Origin of the sequence: Kitasatospora sp. NPDC049285 (assembly GCF_040678815.1) — a bacterium.
In the GTDB taxonomy this organism is placed as follows: Bacteria; Actinomycetota; Actinomycetes; order Streptomycetales; family Streptomycetaceae; genus Kitasatospora.
Genome location: NZ_JBFAQR010000005.1, coordinates 14,527 through 35,153 on the forward strand (window position 1 = coordinate 14,527; position 20,627 = coordinate 35,153).

The 20,627-nt window shown below is 71.3% G+C and carries 20 protein-coding genes; 5 read left to right on the forward strand and 15 right to left on the reverse strand.

The features are described from left to right. Positions 1–20: 20 nt before the first annotated feature. The 4 genes from AB0K51_RS05255 to AB0K51_RS05270 all read left to right on the forward strand — a co-directional run bounded on the left by AB0K51_RS05255 (position 21) and on the right by AB0K51_RS05270 (position 3,953). Positions 21–494, forward strand: coding sequence for an Lrp/AsnC family transcriptional regulator (locus AB0K51_RS05255; protein WP_014138339.1), 474 nt, complete (start codon positions 21–23; stop codon positions 492–494). Beyond that, on the forward strand, positions 491–1,885 hold the full coding sequence (locus AB0K51_RS05260) for an aspartate aminotransferase family protein (RefSeq protein WP_363450727.1): 1,395 nt from the start codon (positions 491–493) through the stop codon (positions 1,883–1,885). Before AB0K51_RS05255 ends, AB0K51_RS05260 begins: the two co-directional genes overlap by 4 nt. Before the next feature lie 207 nt (positions 1,886–2,092). Next, positions 2,093–2,800, forward strand: coding sequence for an ABC transporter ATP-binding protein (locus AB0K51_RS05265; protein ID WP_363450729.1), 708 nt, complete (start codon positions 2,093–2,095; stop codon positions 2,798–2,800). Between the two features lie 10 nt (positions 2,801–2,810). Further along, entirely contained in the window at positions 2,811–3,953 is a 1,143-nt protein-coding gene (locus tag AB0K51_RS05270; RefSeq protein WP_363450731.1) for a hypothetical protein, read from the forward strand. Positions 3,954–3,992: 39 nt separating this feature from the next. On the opposite strand, the gene rlmN is transcribed toward AB0K51_RS05270, so the two are convergent. The 6 genes from rlmN to rpsB form a co-directional block, all read right to left on the reverse strand. Further along, positions 3,993–5,093, reverse strand: coding sequence for a 23S rRNA (adenine(2503)-C(2))-methyltransferase RlmN (rlmN, locus tag AB0K51_RS05275; RefSeq protein WP_363450733.1), 1,101 nt, complete (start codon positions 5,091–5,093; stop codon positions 3,993–3,995). A 100-nt stretch (positions 5,094–5,193) separates the two neighbouring features. Next, positions 5,194–6,060, reverse strand: coding sequence for a phosphatidate cytidylyltransferase (locus tag AB0K51_RS05280; protein ID WP_363450735.1), 867 nt, complete (start codon positions 6,058–6,060; stop codon positions 5,194–5,196). A 139-nt stretch (positions 6,061–6,199) separates the two neighbouring features. Continuing rightward, entirely contained in the window at positions 6,200–6,757 is a 558-nt protein-coding gene (gene frr, locus AB0K51_RS05285; protein WP_030458788.1) for a ribosome recycling factor, read from the reverse strand. Positions 6,758–6,836: 79 nt separating this feature from the next. Further along, on the reverse strand, positions 6,837–7,592 hold the full coding sequence (gene pyrH, locus AB0K51_RS05290) for a UMP kinase (protein ID WP_363450738.1): 756 nt from the start codon (positions 7,590–7,592) through the stop codon (positions 6,837–6,839). Between the two features lie 285 nt (positions 7,593–7,877). Next, complete coding sequence (tsf, locus tag AB0K51_RS05295) at positions 7,878–8,717, reverse strand: translation elongation factor Ts (protein ID WP_363450740.1); 840 nt, start codon at positions 8,715–8,717, stop codon at positions 7,878–7,880. 160 nt (positions 8,718–8,877) lie between these two features. After that, positions 8,878–9,759, reverse strand: a complete 882-nt coding sequence (gene rpsB / locus AB0K51_RS05300) for a 30S ribosomal protein S2 (protein ID WP_363450742.1) — start codon at positions 9,757–9,759, stop codon at positions 8,878–8,880. 608 nt (positions 9,760–10,367) lie between these two features. Between rpsB and AB0K51_RS05305 the strand changes: the two genes are divergently transcribed. Then, positions 10,368–10,967 carry a M23 family metallopeptidase gene (locus AB0K51_RS05305; protein WP_363450744.1) on the forward strand — a complete coding sequence of 200 codons (600 nt, stop codon included), beginning with the start codon at positions 10,368–10,370 and terminating at the stop codon, positions 10,965–10,967. Positions 10,968–11,030: 63 nt separating this feature from the next. On the opposite strand, the gene AB0K51_RS05310 is transcribed toward AB0K51_RS05305, so the two are convergent. The 9 genes from AB0K51_RS05310 to lepB (AB0K51_RS05350) all read right to left on the reverse strand — a co-directional run bounded on the left by AB0K51_RS05310 (position 11,031) and on the right by lepB (AB0K51_RS05350) (position 20,585). Continuing rightward, complete coding sequence (locus AB0K51_RS05310; protein WP_363450746.1) at positions 11,031–11,687, reverse strand: helix-turn-helix domain-containing protein; 657 nt, start codon at positions 11,685–11,687, stop codon at positions 11,031–11,033. 59 nt (positions 11,688–11,746) lie between these two features. Further along, positions 11,747–12,550 (reverse strand): RNA polymerase sigma factor WhiG, encoded by an 804-nt coding sequence (gene whiG, locus AB0K51_RS05315; protein WP_363451025.1) that lies wholly within the window; start codon positions 12,548–12,550, stop codon positions 11,747–11,749. 1,318 nt (positions 12,551–13,868) lie between these two features. Next, complete coding sequence (gene dprA / locus AB0K51_RS05320) at positions 13,869–15,008, reverse strand: DNA-processing protein DprA (RefSeq protein ID WP_363450749.1); 1,140 nt, start codon at positions 15,006–15,008, stop codon at positions 13,869–13,871. A gap of 447 nt (positions 15,009–15,455) precedes the next feature. Continuing rightward, the gene (locus tag AB0K51_RS05325) at positions 15,456–17,108 is read right to left on the reverse strand and encodes a YifB family Mg chelatase-like AAA ATPase (protein WP_363450751.1); all 1,653 of its coding nucleotides are present in this window, start codon (positions 17,106–17,108) and stop codon (positions 15,456–15,458) included. Between the two features lies 1 nt (position 17,109). After that, complete coding sequence (locus tag AB0K51_RS05330) at positions 17,110–17,580, reverse strand: YraN family protein (protein ID WP_363451027.1); 471 nt, start codon at positions 17,578–17,580, stop codon at positions 17,110–17,112. A 240-nt stretch (positions 17,581–17,820) separates the two neighbouring features. Beyond that, the gene (locus AB0K51_RS05335) at positions 17,821–18,147 is read right to left on the reverse strand and encodes a DUF2469 domain-containing protein (RefSeq protein WP_030458804.1); all 327 of its coding nucleotides are present in this window, start codon (positions 18,145–18,147) and stop codon (positions 17,821–17,823) included. A gap of 56 nt (positions 18,148–18,203) precedes the next feature. Further along, positions 18,204–18,722: an NUDIX domain-containing protein gene (locus AB0K51_RS05340; protein ID WP_363450754.1), complete on the reverse strand. Its 519-nt coding sequence runs from the start codon at positions 18,720–18,722 to the stop codon at positions 18,204–18,206. A gap of 25 nt (positions 18,723–18,747) precedes the next feature. Continuing rightward, positions 18,748–19,494 carry a signal peptidase I gene (lepB, locus tag AB0K51_RS05345; protein WP_363450756.1) on the reverse strand — a complete coding sequence of 249 codons (747 nt, stop codon included), beginning with the start codon at positions 19,492–19,494 and terminating at the stop codon, positions 18,748–18,750. A gap of 167 nt (positions 19,495–19,661) precedes the next feature. Beyond that, on the reverse strand, positions 19,662–20,585 hold the full coding sequence (gene lepB / locus AB0K51_RS05350; protein WP_363450758.1) for a signal peptidase I: 924 nt from the start codon (positions 20,583–20,585) through the stop codon (positions 19,662–19,664). Positions 20,586–20,627 lie beyond the last annotated feature (42 nt).

Below are 20,627 nucleotides of genomic sequence, written 5' to 3' on the forward strand. Positions count from 1 at the left end.
CGGTCCGGCACAGTGGCGGCGTGGCCAACCGCGACCGGAACGCCAGCGTTCCCCTCGACGCCGCCTCCAAGGCGATCATCGAGCAGCTGCAGGAGGACGGGCGTCGCCCGTACGCCGCCATCGGCAAGGCCGTCGGCCTGTCCGAGGCGGCCGTACGCCAGCGGGTCCAGAAGCTGCTCGACCAGGGCGTGATGCAGATCGTCGCCGTGACCGATCCCCTCACCGTCGGGTTCACCCGCCAGGCGATGGTGGGCATCCGGGTCGAGGGCGACATCGAACCGGTCGCCGACGCGCTGGCCGCCTTCGACGAGGTCGACTACGTGGTGTGCACCGCGGGGTCCTTCGACCTGCTCGCCGAACTGGTGTGCGAGGACGACGAACACCTTCTCGAACTGATCAACAAGCGCATCCGCTCGCTTCCCGGCGTGCGGAGCACCGAGAGCTTCGTTTACCTGAAGCTCCGGAAACAGACCTACACCTGGGGCACCCGATGACAGCCGAGCCGGCGCAGAAGGACCTTTCCAAGACCGCCTACGACCACCTGTGGATGCACTTCACCCGCATGTCGTCGTACGAGAACTCCCCCGTGCCGACGATCGTCAAGGGCGAAGGCACCTACGTCTGGGACGACAAGGGCCGCAAGTACCTCGACGGCCTCGCCGGCCTGTTCGTGGTCCAGGCGGGCCACGGCCGCGAGGAGCTGGCCGAGGCCGCCGCCAAGCAGGCCAAGGAGCTCGCCTTCTTCCCGGTGTGGAGCTACGCCCACCCGAAGGCCGTCGAGCTGGCCGAGCGCCTGGCCAACTACGCGCCCGGCGACCTCAACAAGGTCTTCTTCTCCACCGGTGGCGGCGAGGCGGTCGAGACCGCCTGGAAGCTGGCGAAGCAGTACTTCAAGCTGACCGGCAAGCCGACCAAGTACAAGGTCATCTCGCGGGCCGTCGCCTACCACGGCACCCCGCAGGGCGCGCTCTCCATCACCGGCCTGCCGGGCCTGAAGGCCCCGTTCGAGCCGCTGGTGCCGGGCACCCACAAGGCCCCGAACACCAACATCTACCGCGCCCCGGCGTACCTGGCGGGCCCCGACGGCACCGTCGACCCCGAGGCGTACGGCCGCTGGTGCGCCGACGAGATCGAGCAGGCCATCCTCTTCGAGGGCCCCGAGACCGTCGCCGCCGTCTTCGTCGAGCCGGTGCAGAACGCCGGCGGCTGCTTCCCGCCGCCGCCCGGGTACTTCCAGCGCCTGCGCGAGATCTGCGACCGCCACGACGTGCTGCTGGTCTCGGACGAGGTCATCTGCGCCTTCGGCCGCCTCGGCACCATGTTCGGCGCCGACAAGTTCGGCTACGTGCCGGACATGATCACCTGCGCCAAGGGCATGACCTCGGGCTACTCCCCGATCGGCGCCACGATCATCTCGGACCGCATCGCCGAGCCGTTCTACAAGGGCGACAACACCTTCCTGCACGGCTACACCTTCGGCGGCCACCCGGTCTCCTCGGCGGTGGCGCTGGCCAACCTCGACATCTTCGAGCGCGAGGGCCTCAACCAGCACGTGCTCGACAACGAGTCGAAGTTCCTGGGCACCCTGAACAAGCTGCGCGACCTGCCGATCGTCGGCGACGTCCGCGGCAACGGGTACTTCTACGGCATCGAGCTCGTGAAGGACAAGGTCACCAAGGAGTCGTTCAACGACGACGAGGTCGAGCGCGTCCTGTACGGCTTCCTCTCCAAGGCCCTGTTCGACAACGGCCTCTACTGCCGCGCCGACGACCGTGGCGACCCGGTCGTGCAGCTGGCCCCGCCGCTGATCTCCGACCAGTCGACCTTCGACGAGATCGAGCAGATCCTGCGGACCAGCCTCTCCGACGCGTGGCAGAAGATCTGATCCTCCTTCCCCACCCTCCACCGAAGGGCGGCCCCGACTCCTCACGTCGGGACCGCCCTTCGGCGTACCCGGGAGTGAATCTGTCGGCCAACACGCCGCTTTCGCACCGATTCATCCCTGATCGGAGCAGTGCGGCGCACCCGCGAGGACGCCCGATCGTTCTAATCTGACGACTGTCATATCCCCGTCGGCACCTGGATGGATCACATGTCAGCGGCCCCGCCCGACAACGACGTGCTCTGGGCCCGAGGGATCGTCAAGTCCCACCACGGCACCCCCGCCCTGCGCGGCGTCTCCCTCGGCGTCCGCGTGGGCGAGATGCTGGCCGTCACCGGACCGCGCGGCTCCGGCAAGTCCACCCTGCTCGGCTGCCTCTCCGCGCAGCTCCCGGTCGACGACGGCGAGGTCTGGTTCAACAGCTCCCCCGTGCACACCCTCAGCCGCACCGGCCGCGAGAAGCTCCGCCGCGAGCGCTTCGGCTACGTCGGCTCCGAACCGCACCTGGTCCCGGAACTGACGGCCCGTGAGAACGTCGCCCTCCCGCTGCTGCTGGCCGGCGCCGGGCACAAGGCCGCGTACCGCGCCGCCGCCGACTGGCTGGAGCGGCTCGACGTCGCCGACTGCGCCAAGCTCCGGCCCGCCCAGCTCCAGCAGAGCCAGCGCCAGCGGATCGCGGTCGCCCGCGCGCTCGCCCCGGAGCCGCCCGTGGTCTTCGCCGACGACCCCACCGCGCCGCTCCACCGCGACGCCCGTGAACAGGTGCTGCGGATACTCGCCAGCGCCGCCCGCTCCCACCAGCTCACCCTGGTCCTGGCCACCCACGACCCGGCTCTCGCCCGGTTCGCCGACCGCACCGTCCACCTGGTCGACGGCCGGCTCACCGCCGAGACCGCCGCCGTCCCCGCCGGGCGCTGAGAGGCCAGCCGTGTACTACCTCAGACTCGCCCGCGGCTACCGCACCCTCGACCTCGCGCGCGGACTGCTCACCGCCACCGCCGCCGCGGTGGTCGCCGCGTTCCTGCTGCGCGCCCTCGGCCGCGCGCTCAGCGAACCCGCCGGCGCCTCGCTCGACCGGCTGCTGTGGTGCCTGCCGCCGCTGGCCGCCGTCGCCTGGTTCGCCGCCGTCGCGGCCCGCGCCGTCCCCGCGCAGCACCCCGAGCGCATCACCGGGCTCACCGCGGCCGGTGCCGGACCCACCCGGATCCGGCTGCTCATCGCCGGCGAGATCGCGCTCGCCTGCGTGCTCGGCTCCGCGGCCACCCTGCTGCTCTTCCTCGTGCTGCGCAACGACATCGCCGGGCCCACGCTCGCCCCCGACCTCGGCATGGGCGTCCCGCTGCCCGCCGTCGCACCGATCACCCTGCTCGCGGTCCTGCCGCTGGTCGCCGGGGTCTCGGCCGCCTGCGCCGTCGACTTCCCGGAACGCCTGCCCGGCCGCCCCGCCGAACCCGCCGGCCCCACCTTCGCCCCGCTACGCCTCGCACTGCCCGCCGGACTCCTGGTGGTCGGCCTCGGCCTCCAGCTGTACGGCCTGCGCCCCGGTGCCGGCGTCGACGGCCGCACCGTCGCCCTGCCCGGCGGTCTGCCCGCCACCAGCCCCGCCCTGCTGATCGGCTGGACCGTCACCGCCACCGCCGTCGCACTGTGGACCGGCCCGCTCCTGCTGGTCGCCGGCCGCCTGCTCGCGCTCGGCCGGCCCGCCCCGCTGCGGCTGCTGGCCGGCCGCGGCCTCGCCGCGCAGTCCCGGCGGCTCGGCGCCCCGGTGGCCGTGCTCACCGCGATCGTCGTGCTGCTGCTGGTCGCCGCCCGCAACTGGGCCGACCACGACACCGCCGTCCCCGCCCTGACCCTGGTCGAAGGCATCCTCGTGCTGGCCTGCGCGATCGCGGCCCTCGCCGCCCGTCTCCACGAGCTGCGCGCCGCCCGCCGCCCCACCGCCGACGCCCTCGACCGCCTCGGCACCCCGCCCTCGCTGCTCACCGGCGCCGTCGCCCTGCGCACGCTCACCGTCGGCACGGTCCTGCTGATCACGGGCGGCCTGACGGCAGTGCTCTGCCCCCTCCTCTAGCGTCCGGAGGAGGGGGCAGAGCACTGGACCTGGCCGGTCCTAACCCGCCGCGGCGAGCTGGCCGCAGGCACCGTCGATCTCCTGGCCGCGGGTGTCGCGGACCGTGGTGGGGACGCCGTGGGCCTGGAGGCGGCGAACGAACTCACGCTCGTCCTCCGGGCGGGAGGCCGTCCACTTGGAGCCGGGGGTGGGGTTGAGCGGGATCAGGTTCACGTGGACCCGGCGGTTCTTGATCAGCCGGCCGAGCAGGTCGGCGCGCCACGCCTGGTCGTTGATGTCCTTGATCAGCGCGTACTCGATGGAGATCCGGCGGCCGGACTTGTCCGCGTAGTTCCACGCGGCATCCAGCACCTCGTCGACCTTCCAGCGGGTGTTGACCGGCACCAGCTCGTCGCGCAGCTCGTCGTCGGGGGCGTGCAGCGAGAGCGCGAGCCGGCAGCTCAGACCCTCGTCCGCGAACCGGTGCATCGCCGGAACCAGGCCGACGGTGGAGACCGTGATACCGCGCTGCGAGAGCCCGAAGCCGTCCGGAGCCGGGTCGGTCAGACGGCCGATCGCGCCCAGCACCCGGTTGTAGTTGGCGAGCGGCTCGCCCATGCCCATGAACACCACGTTCGACAGCCGCGCCTCACCACCGGGCACCGCGCCGGACTTCAGGTCGCGCATGCCGGACGCGATCTGCTCGACGATCTCGGCCGTGGACAGGTTCCGCGTCAGCCCGGCCTGCCCGGTCGCGCAGAACGGGCAGTTCATCCCGCAGCCGGCCTGCGAGCTGATGCACATGGTGACCCGGTCCGGGTACCGCATCAGCACCGACTCGACCAGCGTCCCGTCGAACAGCTTCCACAGCGTCTTTCGCGTCGCGTCGTCGTCGCACGACACGTGCCGCACCACCGACATCAGCTCGGGCAGCAACGCCTCGGTCAGCTTCTCCCGGCTGGCAGCCGGGATGTCCGTCCACTCCGCCGGGTCAGTCGACATCCGCCCGAAGTAGTGGTTGGCCAACTGCTTCGCGCGAAACGGCTGTTCGCCCAACTCGGCAACGGCCTCCTTGCGCTCGGCAGGGCTGAGGTCGGCGAGGTGTCGCGGGGGCTTGGCGCCGCGCGGCGCGACAAAGGTCAGTTCTCCGGGCTTAGGCATGATTCATCCAGTGTCTCAGATCCACTTGACGAGCCGAGCGGCGTGTTCCGGGAACGCCGAAGGCCCCCGCGGGCGGGGGCCTTCGGGAGGGTGGTGCGGCTCAGCCGCCGACGAAGGCGGTGAGGAGGAGCCAGACGACCGGGGCGGTGGGGAGCAGGGAGTCCAGGCGGTCCATGATTCCGCCGTGGCCGGGGAGCAGGGTGCCCATGTCCTTGATGCCGAGGTCGCGCTTGATCATCGACTCGGCGAGGTCGCCGAGGGTGGCGGTGACGGCCGCGCAGCCGCCCAGGATCAGGCCCTGCCACCAGCTGCCGCCGTCGATGACGAACTGCATCAGCAGGGCGCCGGCCGCCATCGACAGCCCGATGCCGCCGGCCAGGCCCTCGCGGGTCTTGCCGGGGCTGATGGTCGGCGCCAGCTTGTTGCGGCCGAACTTGTAGCCGACGGCGTACGCGCCCGTGTCGGAGCAGATGGTGACGACCAGGAACAGCAGGATCCGCCACGCGCCGTCGTCGGCGGCCAGCATCAGGGCGACGAAGGTGGCCAGGAACGGGACGTAGAAGGCGGTGAACACCCCGGCCGTTATGTCGCGCAGGTAGTTCTCCGGCGGGCTGGCCATCCGGGCGACCATCAGCGCCAGGCCGGTGAGGGCGAGCACCGCGGCGGCCCACTGGCCGCCCTCGAAGTACCCGGTGATCACCATGCCGACGGAGCCGATCACCAGCGGGATCAGCGGGACGTGGACGTCCTTGCGCTCGGCCAGTCGGCTGGTCAGCTCCCAGACGCCGACCGCGACGGCGGCGGCGACCACCACGATGAAGACCGCCTTGACCACGAACAGCGAGGCCACGATCACCGCCCCCAGGCCGGCGCCGACACCTATCGCGGCGGGCAGGTTGCGGCCACCGCGCGGCTTGCGGGGCTGCTGGTCGGTCTGGGCCACGGAGGTCTCCTGGACGGGGGGCATGATCTGAGTCTGTGCCGCGTCGCCCCCTCGCTATGCCGGAGGCTGCCGCGCGTGACCCGTTTGGTGTCGGCCGGGTCGAGCCGCGCCCCGGGCCGGGCGGTGGTGTGACCGCCGGTCCGGGGCGTGTGCGGAGCCTGGATCAGACCTCCAGCAGCTCGGCTTCCTTGTGCTTGAGCAGCTCGTCGATCTGCGCCACGAACTTGGCGGTCAGGTCGTCGAGCTCCTTCTCGCCGCGGCGGCCGTCGTCCTCGCCGATCTCCTTGTCCTTGACCAGCTTGTCGATCGCGTCCTTCGCCTTGCGGCGGATCGAGCGGACCGAGACCTTGGCGTCCTCGCCCTTGCCGCGGGCCTGCTTGATGTACTCGCGGCGGCGCTCCTCGGTGAGCTGCGGGAGCACCACCCGGATGACGGAACCGTCGTTCGACGGGTTGACGCCCAGGTCCGAGTCGCGGATCGCGGTCTCGATGGCCTTCAGCGCGGTCTTGTCGAACGGGGTGACCATGGCCATCCGCGGCTCCGGAACGGAGAACGAGGCCAGCTGGTTGATCGGCGTCAGGGCGCCGTAGTACTCCGCGACGATCTTGGCGAACATCGCCGGGTGCGCACGCCCGGTACGGATGGCGGCCAGGTCGTCCTTGGCGACGGCGACGGCCTTCTCCATCTTCTCCTCGGCCTCGAGGAGGGTCTCATCGATCACTGTGTGCTCCCTGTCCGGATCATCTGCTTTGTCCCGTACCGGTGCCCCGGACGGCTGTTGCTGCTCAGAGCCCCGACGCCTAGGCCCGGGCGGAATCCTCGCTGATGAGTGTGCCGATCTTCTCACCCTTGACCGCACGGGCGATATTGCCCTCCGCGAGCAGTTCGAAGACCAGGATCGGCAGCCCGTTGTCCTTGCACAGCGTGATCGCGGTCAGGTCCGCCACCTTGAGGTCGCGGGCGATCACCTCGGTGTAGTCCAGCGAGTCGAACCTGACCGCCGCCGGGTTGGTCCGCGGGTCCGAGTCGTACACGCCGTCGACGCCGTTCTTGCCCATCAGCAGGACGTCGGCGTGGATCTCCAGGGCGCGCTGGACCGCGGTGGTGTCGGTGGAGAAGTACGGCATGCCCATACCGGCGCCGAAGATCACCACGCGGCCCTTCTCCAGGTGCCGGATGGCGCGCAGCGGCAGGTACGGCTCGGCGACCTGGCCCATCGTGATGGCGGTCTGCACCCGGGTCTCCATGCCCTCCTTGATCAGGAAGTCCTGGAGCGCCAGGCAGTTCATCACCGTGCCGAGCATGCCCATGTAGTCGGAGCGGGCCCGGTCCATGCCGCGCTGCTGGAGTTCGGCGCCGCGGAAGAAGTTGCCGCCGCCGATGACCACGGCGACCTCCGTCCCGGAGCGCACCACCGTGGCGATCTCGCGGGCGATGGCGTGCACCACGTCCGGGTCGACGCCGAGGCCGCCGCCGCCGGCGAACGCCTCGCCGGACAGCTTGAGCAGTACCCGGCGGCGGGCGCCGGTGTCCGCGGTCTCCTGCGTCTCCTGCATGGACTTCTCCTTCTCCGCCTGCTGGTCAGCAGATCTGCAAGTGCTACTCACGGCGCCGGACGTGCGGGCCCTGGGCCGTGTACACGAGAGGAGGCCACTGCCGCGGGAACCGGTACGGTCTCCTGCACGGCAATGGCCTCCTCGTCGTTCATGGTGCCGACGCCGCCCCCACGGGGTGCTGGAGGGCGCGGTCGGCGCGTTCCTCCGTCCGCCGGGACGGGTGGCCCTTCTACTTTAGGTCCGGCGTGCGGCCGGGCCGGTGGAGAAGGGCGGCGCGGAACGGTCTCAGGCGCCGACGCGGAAGCGGACGAAGCGCTTGAGGGTGACGCCGGACTCCTCGAGGACCTTGGCGACGGTCTTCTTGTTGTCCTTGGCGAACGCCTGCTCCAGCACGGCGTTCTCCTTGACGAAGCCGGTCACGCGGCCCTCGACGATCTTCGGCAGGGCAGCCTCGGGCTTGCCCTCCTCGCGAGCGGTGGCCTCGGCGACGCGGCGCTCGTTCTCCAGGTCCTCGGCCGGGATCTCCTCGCGGGAGAGGTACTTCGGCGCGAAGGCGGCGATGTGCTGCGCGACGTCCTTGGCGGTCTCGGCGTTCTCCTTGTCGAGCTCGACGAGGACACCGATGGTCGGCGGCAGGTCCGGGTCCGACTTGTGCATGTAGAGGCCGACGAAGCCGTCGTTGTCGAACTGGGCGAAGCGACGGAAGACGATCTTCTCGCCCAGGGTCGCGTTGGCCTCGTCCACGAACTGCTGGACGGTCTGGCCCGGGTTGATCTCGGAGGCCAGGGCGGTGTCCAGGTCGGCCGGGGAGGTGGCGGCGACGTGCGCGGCGATCGCGTCGGCGACCTCGACGAACTTGCCACCCTTGGCGACGAAGTCGGTCTCGCAGTTCAGCTCGACCAGGACGCCGGACTTCTTGTCCTCGGCGATCAGCGCGGCGACGGCGCCGTTGGAGGCGTCACGGCCCTCGCGCTTGGCAACGCCCTTCTGGCCCTTGATGCGCAGGAGCTCGACGGCCTTCTGGACGTCGCCCTCGGCCTCGTCCAGGGCCTTCTTGCAGTCCATCATGCCGGCGCCGGTCAGCTCGCGGAGCTTCTTGACGTCCGCGGCGGTGAAGTTCGCCATGGTGTGATCTCTTCTCACATCTCGCGTGTCAGCGTGGGGAGGTGCCGGGGCCTCGTGGTCCGGGCCCCTGGCACGGGAGCTCGTGGTGCAAGCCCCCGGCACGGGAGAGAGGGGCACCCACCGGCTCAGCCCGGCCGGTGCCCCTCACCCTGGTGGTACGTCAGGCCTGCTCGGCCTCGGCGGCCGGAGCCTCGGCAGCGGCGTCGGCCACGGCCTCGGCGGCGGGGGCCTCGGCAGCAGCCTCGGCGGCGGGGGCCTCAGCGGCCTTCTCGCCCTCGAGGATCTCCTTCTCCCAGTCGGCCAGCGGCTGGTCGGCGCCCGGCTCGGCCTTGGTGTCGCCCTTGGCGACACCGGCACGGGCCTTCAGGCCCTCGGCGACGGCGTCGGCGATCACGCGGGTCAGCAGGGTGACGGAGCGGATCGCGTCGTCGTTGCCCGGGATCTTGTAGTCGACCTCGTCGGGGTCGCAGTTGGTGTCGAGGATGGCGACGACCGGGATGTTGAGCTTCCGGGCCTCGCCGACCGCGATGTGCTCCTTCTTGGTGTCCACGATCCAGACGGCGCTGGGAACGCGCTGCATGTCGCGGATACCGCCGAGGGTCTTCTCCAGCTTGTCGTACTCGCGCTGGAGGACCAGGAGCTCCTTCTTGGTGAGGCCGGAGCCGGCCACATCCGTGAAGTCGATCTCGCCGAGCTCCTTGAGGCGCTGCAGACGCTTGTAGACGGTCGAGAAGTTGGTCAGCATGCCACCCAGCCAGCGCTGGTTGACGTACGGCATGCCCACGCGGGTCGCCTGCTCGGCGATGGCCTCCTGGGCCTGCTTCTTGGTGCCGACGAAGAGGACGCTGCCGCCGTGGGCAACGGTCTCCTTGACGAACTCGAAGGCGCGGTCGATGTAGTTCAGCGACTGCAGGAGGTCGATGATGTAGATGCCGTTGCGCTCCGTGAAGATGAAACGCTTCATCTTCGGGTTCCAACGACGGGTCTGGTGACCGAAGTGGACGCCGCTCTCCAGCAGCTCCCGCATCGTGACGACGGCCATGTGCCGTACTCCTCGGTGTGTTGCCCGGCGCGCCGCGAGGACTGCGAGCTGATCGCGCCTTGCGGGGTGCCGAGGTACTCGGTTTGTCCGTAGCGGTCGGGCGACCGCCACGCCTGACGCCCCGACGTGCCAAGCCGCTTGGCCTGCACGGGGCTTGCGGCCTCGGCAGGCTCGGCGGACCGAGCGGCACTCGCACCGAACGGCCATCCCGGCGAAGCCGGACCGTTGGTGGCGGGGCGTGCGAAGTCGACCCGGCAGACCGGGTCGCGTGTGAAGTGTACGGGAAGCCCCGAGCACCGAGCGACTCCGCGCGGTCCCGCCTCCCTGTTCAGCACCACCACTGCCTGGCCGCCGTCCGCCGTTCACCCCTGCGAGGGACGGCAGTTGTCCACAGCCGGGGTTTGTCCACAGGCCACGGAATTCCGCGCGCGGGGCGGACGGCGCGGCGGCGAGGGTGGGCGCGGTGCCGTCGGCCGCCGCGTCGGCGGCACGGCAGGTGGCTTCGCCGGTCGCTCTTGCTGGCCGCTTTCGGTGCTCGCCTTCGGTGGTCGTCTGCGGTGATCGTCTTCGCTGTTGGTCGGGAGGTCGGTGTGCGGTGGGGTGTGGTGGTGCGTGTGCGGGTCGCGACCCGGGCGGTGACGCGGCTGGTGATCGTCGGGGTGCTGGTCGTCGCCGTGGTGGGGGGTGTGGGGAGCAGGGCCGCTTCGCTGTCCGGGGTGACCGCGGCCGGGGCTGTCAGGGGCGAGGTGCTGAGGGAGGGCGCGCTGGGGGTCGGACCGGGGCGGGCGTGGCCGGTCGGGGACGCGTCAGGGTTGCTTCGGCGGTTCGATCCGCCGCCGGTGCGCTGGGCGGCGGGGCATCGCGGGGTGGACCTGGCCGCCTCGCCAGGGACGGCGGTGCGCGCGGCGGCACCCGGGGTGGTCACCTTCTCCGGGCAGGTGGCCGGATGTCCGGTCGTGGTGGTCAGCCATCCCGGATCGGGCAGCCCACCACTGCGCACCACCTACCTCCCGGTGGCCGGTTCCGTCTCGGTGGGCACCGCGGTCTCGGCCGGCGAGCCGATCGGCGCACTGACCGCCGACTCCGGCCACTGCCCCGTCGACTGCCTGCACTGGGGGCTGCTGCGCGGCACCCGCTACCTCGACCCGCTCGCCCTGCTGGGCACCGGCCGCGCCCGGCTCCTCCCGCTCGACTCGCCCGCACCGTAGCCCTCGCCCTCGCCCTCGTTGTGATGGGGCGTCAGGTGCGGCACCGCCCGCGATGGCCGGCGCCTAGGAAGTCATCGCCGACCGCGGGTCACCGGCCGCAGGTTCCCGGCGGTCTCGGTGGTCTCGGCGGAGGCCGTCCAGTGCGAACTCCACCGCCGCATCGGCGATCTCCCGCGCGGTTTGGTCGGTCGCGCCATCGGCTTCGCGGGCCCGGTCGAGCTGGCGGACGGCAGCTTCCACCACGCCCTGCAGCAGCGACGCGGCGACGGCCGGACGGGCGTGGCCGAACTCCTCCAGCGCCCGGACCACCATCGCGGTCAGCCCACCGTGGGCGGCGCGGATCCGCTCCCGGGCGGCGGGGTCCAGTTCGGACTCGGCGACGGCGACCACGGCGCGGTGGACCGGTTCCCCGGCCAGCGCCAGCTGACCGCGCACGTACGCCTCGATCCGCTCGGCCGGACCGTCACAGGTGGCCATCCCCGCCTCGATCTCGGCGGCCCAGAGCGGGAGGTCCGCCGCGCAGAGGGCTTCCACCAGCTCGGCCCGGGAGCGGAAGTACTCGTACACCGAGGAGCGGGCCAACCCGGTACGCCCGGCCAGCGCACCGAACGTCAGCGCTTCCCGGCCGCCCTCCGCCAGTAGGGTGCGCGCGGCGTCGAGCAGCGCGGCCTGCTGTAACTGGCGATGCTCGGCCACTGTGGCCGCCCGGATTTTCGGCACGTCCCAACTCTACGGAGGCCGCCGCCGGCCGGAGCGGCTTACCGCCACAGCCGACCGGTTCAGCGCACGTCGGACAGTTTCGCCCGCAGCTGCAGCACCGATTTGGTGTGGATCTGGCTGACCCGGCTTTCGGTCACGCCCAACACCTGACCGATCTCGGCCAGCGTGAGGCCCTCGTAGTAGTAAAGGGTCACCACGGTCTTCTCCCGCTCGGGCAGCGTGTTGACCGCGGAGGCGAGCAGCCGCCGCAGTTCGCGGTCCTCGACGATCTCGACCGGGTTGTCCGCCCCGCTGTCCGGCAGCGTCTCCATCAGGGTCAGCCGATCGCCGCCCTCGCTGGCCGAGTGCAGCAACTCGTCCAGCGCGACCACGTTGGCCAACGACAGCTGACTGAAGATGGTGTGCAGCTCGTCCAGCGAGATGCCCATCTCCGTGGCCACCTCGGGGTCGTGCGGGGTCCGCCGCAGCCGCGCCTCCAACGTGGCGTACGCCCGCTCGACCGCCTTCGCCTTCTGCCGGACCGACCGGGGAATCCAGTCCAGCGCTCGCAGTTCGTCGATGATCGCCCCGCGGATCCGGCTGATCGCATAGGTCTCGAACTTGATCGCCCGGTCGATGTCGAACTTCTCGATCGCATCGATCAACCCGAAGATCCCAGACGACACGAAGTCCGCCTGCTCCACGTTGGCCGGCAGCCCCACACCGACCCGGCCCGCCACGTACTTCACCAGCGGCGAGTAATGCAGGATCAACTGGTCCCGCAGCCCGTGGTCACCCGTCTCCTTGTACGAGCGCCACAGCGCCAGCAGCGCCGTCTGATCCGCACCTCCTTTCGCACGCTCGCTCGCCTTCCCCTTCTCCACGTTCTCCGCGCCGGTCCCCGGTGCTTCGCCGGCCCCCGACGCCTCGCCGGTTCGTGCTGCCCCGTCGGTTCCTGCTGCCCCGTCGGCGCCGGGGTCGACCTTCCGGTCAGCACCCGGGTCGACCGGACGGTCGGCGGTGCCGGAGTCGACGGGTCGGTTGTCAGCGGGCCCGCCGCCCGGAACCGACCCGCCTCCCGCCGCTGGCGTGCCACCCACTGCGGGCGCGGGGACCACCACGGTCGGCTGCGCGGGGGGCAGGTCCGGCTCGACCGTCGCGCGCTGGCCCGTCCCGTCCGGGCCGGGCCCCTGCCGGCCGGTGTCCGGTTGGGTCCGTACCGCCGGGATGCCGTCTGCTTGCTTCCCCACCTGCAGGCTTCGGGCTGGTGCGTCTTTCGACCGGGCGGTCCGCTTCGGCTGGCCCCTGAGCGGACGGGCTCCCGCCGCCGGTGTGTCGGCCGTCTTGCCGCCGCGCTGGGCGACGTTGCCCTGACCGCCCAGCTGCGGGGTCGTCCCTGTGGGCGGCAGTTCGGCGGAAGTGGCGCCGTGCGGCTGGGTCTTCGTCACGGCGGTGGGCGGTGCCACCTGTGGGCACGGAAGCACCGGGGCCGGCCGCTCGGCCTGCGGGCGCGGCGGAGGCTGCCGCGTCGACGGGCCCTGTGGAACCGACGGGCCTTGCGAAACCGATGAGCCCTGCGAAACCGACGGGGGGACTTGCGAGACCGACGGGATCGGCGAGGCGGGCGGGCGGGGTACGGGCGAGGCGGAGGCGGGACGGGACGGGGGCTGCGGGGTCGCGGTCGGGGGGGTGCCCGGCCTTGTCATTCCCACGGCTCCCGGTGGCCTGGCTCGCAGCTCCGCGGCGCTGCGGGCCTCGGCCCCGGTCCCGTCCGCGGACCGACCGTCACCGGTCACCCTGTGTCCGGGAATGTGAGTGGGCATGCGTTGGTCTGCGCCGTTCTGCCGAGTCATGTGCTGATAGGGACGCCATAAACGAGCGTAGCGTGACCGAGTAGCTGCACAGCGCTACCGCCACTCGGGCGTCCCCCGATCCGGTGGCAGCACTGGGCTCCACCGGCGCGTCGAGCCGTCCGAGCGCGGCCCGGCCGCTGACGGTCGGTCAGCACATCCACCGACCGGGCCGCCACCCGGCGCGCCCTTCCGGATCACCTCATCCACCGGCCCTTCGCCATCCGCCGCCGCCTCTTCCCAGCCCGACGAACCGTCCCGCCGGACGCCCAACTCGCCACCCGCACCGACCCGTTGACTCCTCTCCCACGCCATACTCCACCCGCCCAGGTCCGCACCACCCGGGCCGCCGTCACTTGCGTCGTACCAACCTCCAACGCGCGCCGTGCCGTTCGACGAAGCCGAGCGAGCTCAGTTCGTGGAGCCGTTGCAGCGTCTCCTCCGGGGAAAGCGCCGCATATCTGGCGACCCGATGCACCGGGGCGCCCTCCGCGCTGGCCGGCACCGCCTCAAGGACCCGCGCCACCGGTGGCTCCAGCAGGTCCCGTGGCACGATCGGGCCGACCCGCTCCGGGGCCAGGTCGTCGCCGATCGCTCCGATCAGCTCGCCGACCTCCGCCCCATCGGTGACCAGGGTCGCCGCGCCGCTCCTGATCAACGCGTGGACACCTGCGGACAGCTCGGAGGTGACCGGGCCCGCGACCCCCATGGTGTGGCGGTTGAGGTCTCTGGCCCGGCGCGCGGTGCTGAGCGCGCCACTGCGCAGGGCCGCCTCGACCACCACGGTTCCCCTGGTCAGTGCCGCTATCACGCGATTGCGCAGCACGAACCGGAACCGCGTCGGGTGCATCCCGAGCGCCAGCTCGCTGACCAGCAGCCCCTGGCCGGTGATCCGCTCCATCAACTCGGTGTTCCCGCGCGGGTAGCAGATGTCCACCCCGCTGGCGAGCACCGCGATCGTCATCCCGCCGACCGCGAGCGCCCCGCCGTGCGCGGCGGTGTCGATCCCGTACGCCGCCCCGGAGACCACCACCCAGCCGCGCTCGGCCAGCTCCGAGCAGAGCCGGCCGGCAACGTACCGACCGTAGGGCGTACAGGCCCGTGCGCCGACCACCGACACCGAGCGCAGCGCGAGCAGGCGAAGCGATGGTCTGCCGCGCACCCACAACCCGACGGGTCGACCGTCCCCGAGGTCGTCGAGCTGCGAGGGCCATTCGGTGTCGCCCGGAATGATGAACCGTCCACCGAGCTTCTCGACCCGGGCGAGGTCCGCCGCCGGTTTGAACTGACGGAGTCTCTCCTGGTAGGCCGCGATCCGGTCGGTGCTCAGGCCGAGTTGACCCGACGACGCACCGTCCCGAAGACCCTGCAGCAGGGCGACCGCGCCGAGCCGTCCGATGGTTCGCCCGATGGCCGCGTCACCGGGCTCGATCAGTCGGGTGAGCGCCGCCCTGGCCACCCGGTCCGGCTCGGGCGGTTCGGTCGCGACCACCGTGGCGGCCCAATTGGTCGGCCGGTCGCTCCAGTTGTCACTCCTCTCGAACGACAGGGGCAATGCCTCGGGCCAAGCCCGGGCCGGGGCCTCAGCCACCACGGCCGAAGCCGCAGTCTGGGCGGTGGTCTGCGCCGCGGTCTGGCCGGTGGTCTGAGCCGCGGTAGGTGCTGGCGCGGTGTCGGGCTGGTCGTGGTGGCGCTGGCGTACCGCAGACGGACCGCCTCCTCGGATCAGGCAGCCGAGCTGGTCCCCGGAACTCGCCAGCTCGTGGGTACTCGTCACGGGCCTCTGGGCGGGGTGGGAGTGGTGAGCCGATGGTGGGCTCGGTCCGCCACGCGGGCCGTCACAGAGGTGGTCTCGGTGGTCGTGGGGAGTGGGCAGTGCGGTCACCGAATCTCCTCGGCGGCTGTAACGGGGTGGACGGGAACGTGGGGTGACGGTTGATCAGCACTCGCCGCCGAGGTCCGCGTCGACGTCCTGGTACGGGTCGACCCGGCGGTCGGTGGAGTAGACGGCCCGGTGGACTCCGGTGCGCAGGGCCAGGGCGGTCTGGACATCGGAGCGGTTGGGGCAGCCGCGACCGACGAGGTCGGCGATCGTCCAGGCGACGCGTAGGACCCGGTCGAGTCCGCGTGCGGTGAGCAGGCCCCGCTCGAGGTCACGCTCGGCGTCGGCGAGTGAACCGGGTGCGAGGCGCCAGCGGGTACGCAACTCGTGCCCGGGCACTTCGGCGTTGGTACGCCACGGGGTGTCGGCGAGGCGGACGGCGGCACGTTCGCGGGCGGCCTGCACGCGCGCGGCGACGACGGCCGTGCTCTCGGCTCTTCCGCCTTGCTGCATCAGCTCGGCCTTCGTGACCCCCGCGACCTGTACCTGGAGGTCCACCCGGTCGAGCAGCGGCCCGGAGAGCCGGGCCTGGTAGCGGTTGACCATGACGGGCGTGCATTCGCAGCCTTCTCCTCTCATCGAATAGCGGCCACAGGGACAGGGGTTGGCGGCCAGGCAGAGCAGGAATCGGGCGGGCAGCCGCATCGAGCCCGCGGATCTGGCGATCATCACCTCCCCCGATTCCAGGGGTTGGCGGAGTGCGTCGAGGACCCGGACCGGGAACTCCGGCGCCTCGTCGAGGAAGAGCACGCCCCGGTGGGCGAGGGAGACGGCCCCGGGCCTGGGCAGTCCCGTCCCGCCGCCCACGATGGCGGGCATGGTGGTGGAGTGGTGCGGCGCGCAGTACGGCGGGGTGTCGACCAGCGGCCGGTCGTGCGGTAGCAGGCCGGCCACCGAGTGGATCGCGGTCACTTCGAGCGCTTCGGCCTGGGTGAGTGGTGGGAGCAGGGCGGGGAGCCGTTCGGCCAGCATGGTCTTGCCGGCCCCTGGTGGCCCTTTCAGGTAGAGGTGGTGGCCGCCCGCCGCCGCGATCTCCAGTGCCTGGCGGGCCTCGTACTGGCCCGCCACGTCGGAGAGGTCTGGCCGGATGGGTCGGTCCGAGGAGACGTCGCGGACTCCGAGACCGGGCAGCAGGATCCCGGCGAGCATCGAGTCCGGTCGTCCGACGAGGAGGTCAGGTGGTTCCTCCGGGACAGGTGCGTTGGTGAGGATGGCGATGAGCTGGCGCAGGCTGCGGACGCCGATGACGGAGACACCGGGCACCAGTTCCGCCTCGGCCGCGGTCTGCTCCGCGACCACGATCTTCCGGTAACCGGCGTCGGCCGCCGCCAGCACCGCGGGCAGGACTCCGCGCACCGGACGTACGCGGCCGTCCAGGCCCAGTTCTCCGATGATCAGCAGGCCGTCGATCGACGCCGGGTCGAGCCGTTCGGCGGCAGCCAGGACGGCGCAGGCCACCGCCAGGTCGTACCCGCTGCCGCTCTTGGGTACGGAGGCCGGTGTGAGGCCCACGGTGAGTTTTCGTTGTGGCCACTTCTCGCCGCTGTTGGAGACGGCGGCGCGTACCCGGTCTCGGGCCTCCAGCAGGGCCTTGTCCGCAAGACCCACCAGGCTGAAGGCGGCGATACCGGGTTCCAGGTCGGCCTGGACCTCGACGACGACGCCGTCGACTCCGACCAGGGCGACCGAGCAGGTGCGGGCGAATGCCATCTCACACCGCCCCGCGCAGGTGCTCGACCGCAGCGGCACCCCTGAGCGGATTGACCACGGCAATCAGGTCGATGCGCACTCCGCCGGGCGGCGGGGGCGCCGGTCCACCGTCCACCGCAGACAGCGGCGGCTTGGTACCGCCGACGTACCCGGCGCTCTGGGCCAGACGGGAGAAGTGCTCGGGCCAGCGCTCGGCCAGCCAGCGCTCGGCGAGACGGCGAAGACGTTCGGCCTTGGTCTGGTCGATCGCTTCCGCAGGGTGCTGGAAGCCTCGCTCGGACCTGGTCTTCACCTCACAGACCGCGAGGGTGTCCCCGTCCAGGGCGACGATGTCCAGCTCGCCCTCGGCGCACCGCCAGTTGCGCTCCAGGATGCGCAGTCCGCCCTCCGCCAGCCGGCGGGCGGCGACCTCCTCGCCGTAGCGGCCGAGGCCGTTGGTGGAACTCTTCCGGGAAATCTGCACGGCAATCACCTCCGGCCGGAAGGTTGCCGTTCCGGTGCGGAAGTGAGCCAGGAAAATCCCGAGACCTGTGGATAACTCGGGCCTGTGGATAACCGATGTCACCCGCAGGGGGGACAAATCGAAAATGCGCTGGACACCGCCGGGCCGACCGGACGAGTCTCAGTGCCCCGGCTCCGACTGCTGGTCAGCGCCGGGCGCTCAGCCGCAGAGCGTCAGTTTTCGAAGATCCGTCAGTTCCCGAACGACGGGTCAGTTCCCGAACGCCGAGTCGTCCGAGGGCAGCTCCAGATCGCTCTTGGCCAGCTCCTCGATATTGACGTCCTTGAAAGTCAGCACGCGGACCTTCCGAACGAACCGGGCCGGTCGGTACATGTCCCAGACCCACGCATCCGCCATCGACACCTCGAAGAACACCTCGCCCTGCACCGAGTGCACCTGCAGGTCGTAGTCGTTCGTGAGATAGAAGCGCCGTTCCGTCTCGATCACGTACTTGAACAGGCCGACGACATCCCGGTACTCCCGGTAGAGCTTGAGCTCCATCTCGGTCTCGTACTTCTCGAGGTCTTCGGCACTCATTCCAAGCGTCCCCTCACTCGTCACGTCCACCCCATTGTGGACCACCCAGCCTGTGCTCAGAGCCTTACTGGAAGTTCTGGCGGCCCTTCCGTCACAACACGCTCCACCAGGTCGGCCAATCCGTGCGGGTACACGGTCTCCCCGGTGGTCCGCAGTTCTTCCACTGTCCACCAGCGCGCCGCCAGTAGCAGCGCGTGTTCCTCGGGTCCGCCCGCCGTCAGCGACACCTCGGTCCGCTCGCTGCGGGCCAGCTGGAACCACTGCTCCTGCTCGTAGTCCCTGCCCTGGAAGGAGAACCTCGTCGTGCCGTACGCGATCACCGGTCCCAGCTCCACCGCCGTCAGCCCGGTCTCCTCGGCGAGCTCGCGCCGGGCGGCCTCGGCCAACCCCTCGCCCGGCTCCACGCCGCCGCCGGGCGTGATCCACCAGTCCACGCCGGGCACGGCCGGGTCGGTGCCGTGCAGCAGCAGGACGCGGTCGCGCGGGTCCAGCAGCAGCACCCGGACGGCTCTTCGCCGCTCCACCGCCACCTGGGTCGCCTCCGTCCTGAAGGTCTGCGCGCGTCTACGGATCAACCCGCAGGCTCCACCCGCACCGGGGTCAGGCCCGCCGCCGACGCAGCCGGCGGGTCAGCGAGACCGCCCAGCCGGCCGCCGAGGCGAGCACGATCAGGACCGCCCCGCCGACCGACGTCCACGCGGCCGGCACCAGGGGTCCCTGCTGGTGCGCACTCGGCGCACCCAGTACGTCGAAGGCAGCTGTGCGCTTCTCCATGCCTGCCCGGGACAGCGGCTGGACGATCGCCTCGACCCTGGCCTTCACTCCGGCGGCCGGGACGGTGCCGGACGCCACGTCGAGGTGGCTGCGGGAGTCCAGCGAGTTGCCGCGGTAGTCACCGAGCAGGAACAGCCGGTCCTCGGGCACCGTCACGGTGAACGCGGTGCTGGGCGCGGTGGCCTTCGGCAGGTAGGGCTCGTCGACGGGGTGTCCGTTGACGGAGATCCGGCCGGTGTCGTCGCCGGAGACGGTGTCGCCGCCGACCGCCACCACGCGCTTCACCATCGTGGCGTTGCCCCACTCCTGGTCCTGGAAGACCACGATGTCGCCGCGGCCGACGGACTTCCCGTCCGCGGTGCGGGCCAGCACGGTGTCGCCGATCTGCACGGTGGGGCTCATCGACCCGCTGGGGACCTTGTAGGGCCGGTACAGGACGGCGATCACCACGAAGCCGCCGACCAGTGCCGCGAACCCCAGCGCGATCAGCACCCCCTGCACGATCGACGCCGCGCTCCGGCGGCGGGTCGGCTCCGCCTGGGTGGGCGGGGTCCGCTCCGCGACGCTGCTCATCGGCTTCGCCCTCTCCTGGCACTGGCGCGCTCCGGTCGAGCGCTCGTGGCCCGGCCGAGGTGGACCGCCAGGGGGCGGACAGCACTGCGGGCCGTGGTACGTGCGAGCAGATTACTCACGAGTACCACGACCCGCGCAAGAGTCGTTCGCGGATGGCCTGCGAACGGTCAGCGGCGACGCCTGCGGATCCACCACACGGCGGGGACGGCCAGCGCCGCTCCGGTCAGCGGCGGCGTCAGCGGGCTGCCGGCGGACAGCCCCTTCTGGTCGAAGGTGGCCGGCACCGGCAGGGTCGCCCAGTCGCCGATCGGCCACGCCACCACGAACGCCCGGCCGACCACGTTCCCGACCGGCACGGTGCCGCCGCCGGGCTGGTCCTGGTGGTACCGGGAGTCCAGCGAGTTACCGCGGTGGTCGCCCATCACCCAGACCCGTCCGTCCGGCACCTTGAGCGGGCCGAAGGGCTTCTCCCCGCACGGGGTGTTGCCCGGGAAGATGTACGGCTCGTCGAGCGCGATGCCGTTCACCTTGACCGGCCCGGTGCCCTGGCACTCGACAGTGTCGCCACCGACCGCGATGACCCGCTTGATCAGGTCCTTCTCGTCACTGGAGGGCATCAGACCGATGAAGCTGAAGACGTCCTGGATGCCGCGCACGAAAGCGTTGTCGCTGCGCTGGGTCGGCTCGTCGTTCAGCCAGCCGCCCGGGTCCTTGAAGACCACCACCTCGCCGCGCTCCGGCTCCGAGCCGAACCACGGGGTGAGCTTGTCGACCAGTACGCGGTCGCCGACCTGCAGAGTGTTCTCCATCGAGCCCGACGGGATCGAGAACGCCTGGACGAAGAAGGTCTTGATCACCAGCGCCAGGATCAGCGCGATGCCGATCAGGATCGGCAGTTCCTTCCAGAAGGAGCGCTGCTTGGCAGGCCGGCTCTCCTCCTCGGAACCCTCGTCGGCGTCCGCCGCCGGCTCGGCCGATGCCGGGCGCCGGGCAGCGTCGCCCTCGTCCCCGTGCATGCCCTCATGGTTACCCACAGGCTCCCCGTCGGGCTCCGGGCCACCGGAGCGGGCACCGATCACCAGATCCCCCACGACATCTCCTCCCTCGCTGTGCGGACGCCCGAGCGTCCGCGC

What these genes read in the sequence shown, in the direction of transcription:
- lepB (WP_363450756.1), bottom strand. Translation starts at nt 19,494, where the DNA reads ATGAGCAGCGTCGCGGAGCGGACCCCGCCCACCCAGGCGGAGCCGACC.
- rlmN (WP_363450733.1), bottom strand. Translation starts at nt 5,093, where the DNA reads ATGCCTAAGCCCGGAGAACTGACCTTTGTCGCGCCGCGCGGCGCCAAG.
- AB0K51_RS05325 (WP_363450751.1), bottom strand. Translation starts at nt 17,108, where the DNA reads ATGGCATTCGCCCGCACCTGCTCGGTCGCCCTGGTCGGAGTCGACGGC.
- AB0K51_RS05335 (WP_030458804.1), bottom strand. Translation starts at nt 18,147, where the DNA reads ATGAGTGCCGAAGACCTCGAGAAGTACGAGACCGAGATGGAGCTCAAG.
- AB0K51_RS05260 (WP_363450727.1), top strand. Translation starts at nt 491, where the DNA reads ATGACAGCCGAGCCGGCGCAGAAGGACCTTTCCAAGACCGCCTACGAC.
- pyrH (WP_363450738.1), bottom strand. Translation starts at nt 7,592, where the DNA reads ATGCAGGAGACGCAGGAGACCGCGGACACCGGCGCCCGCCGCCGGGTA.
- AB0K51_RS05280 (WP_363450735.1), bottom strand. Translation starts at nt 6,060, where the DNA reads ATGCCCCCCGTCCAGGAGACCTCCGTGGCCCAGACCGACCAGCAGCCC.
- rpsB (WP_363450742.1), bottom strand. Translation starts at nt 9,759, where the DNA reads ATGGCCGTCGTCACGATGCGGGAGCTGCTGGAGAGCGGCGTCCACTTC.
- AB0K51_RS05265 (WP_363450729.1), top strand. Translation starts at nt 2,093, where the DNA reads ATGTCAGCGGCCCCGCCCGACAACGACGTGCTCTGGGCCCGAGGGATC.
- tsf (WP_363450740.1), bottom strand. Translation starts at nt 8,717, where the DNA reads ATGGCGAACTTCACCGCCGCGGACGTCAAGAAGCTCCGCGAGCTGACC.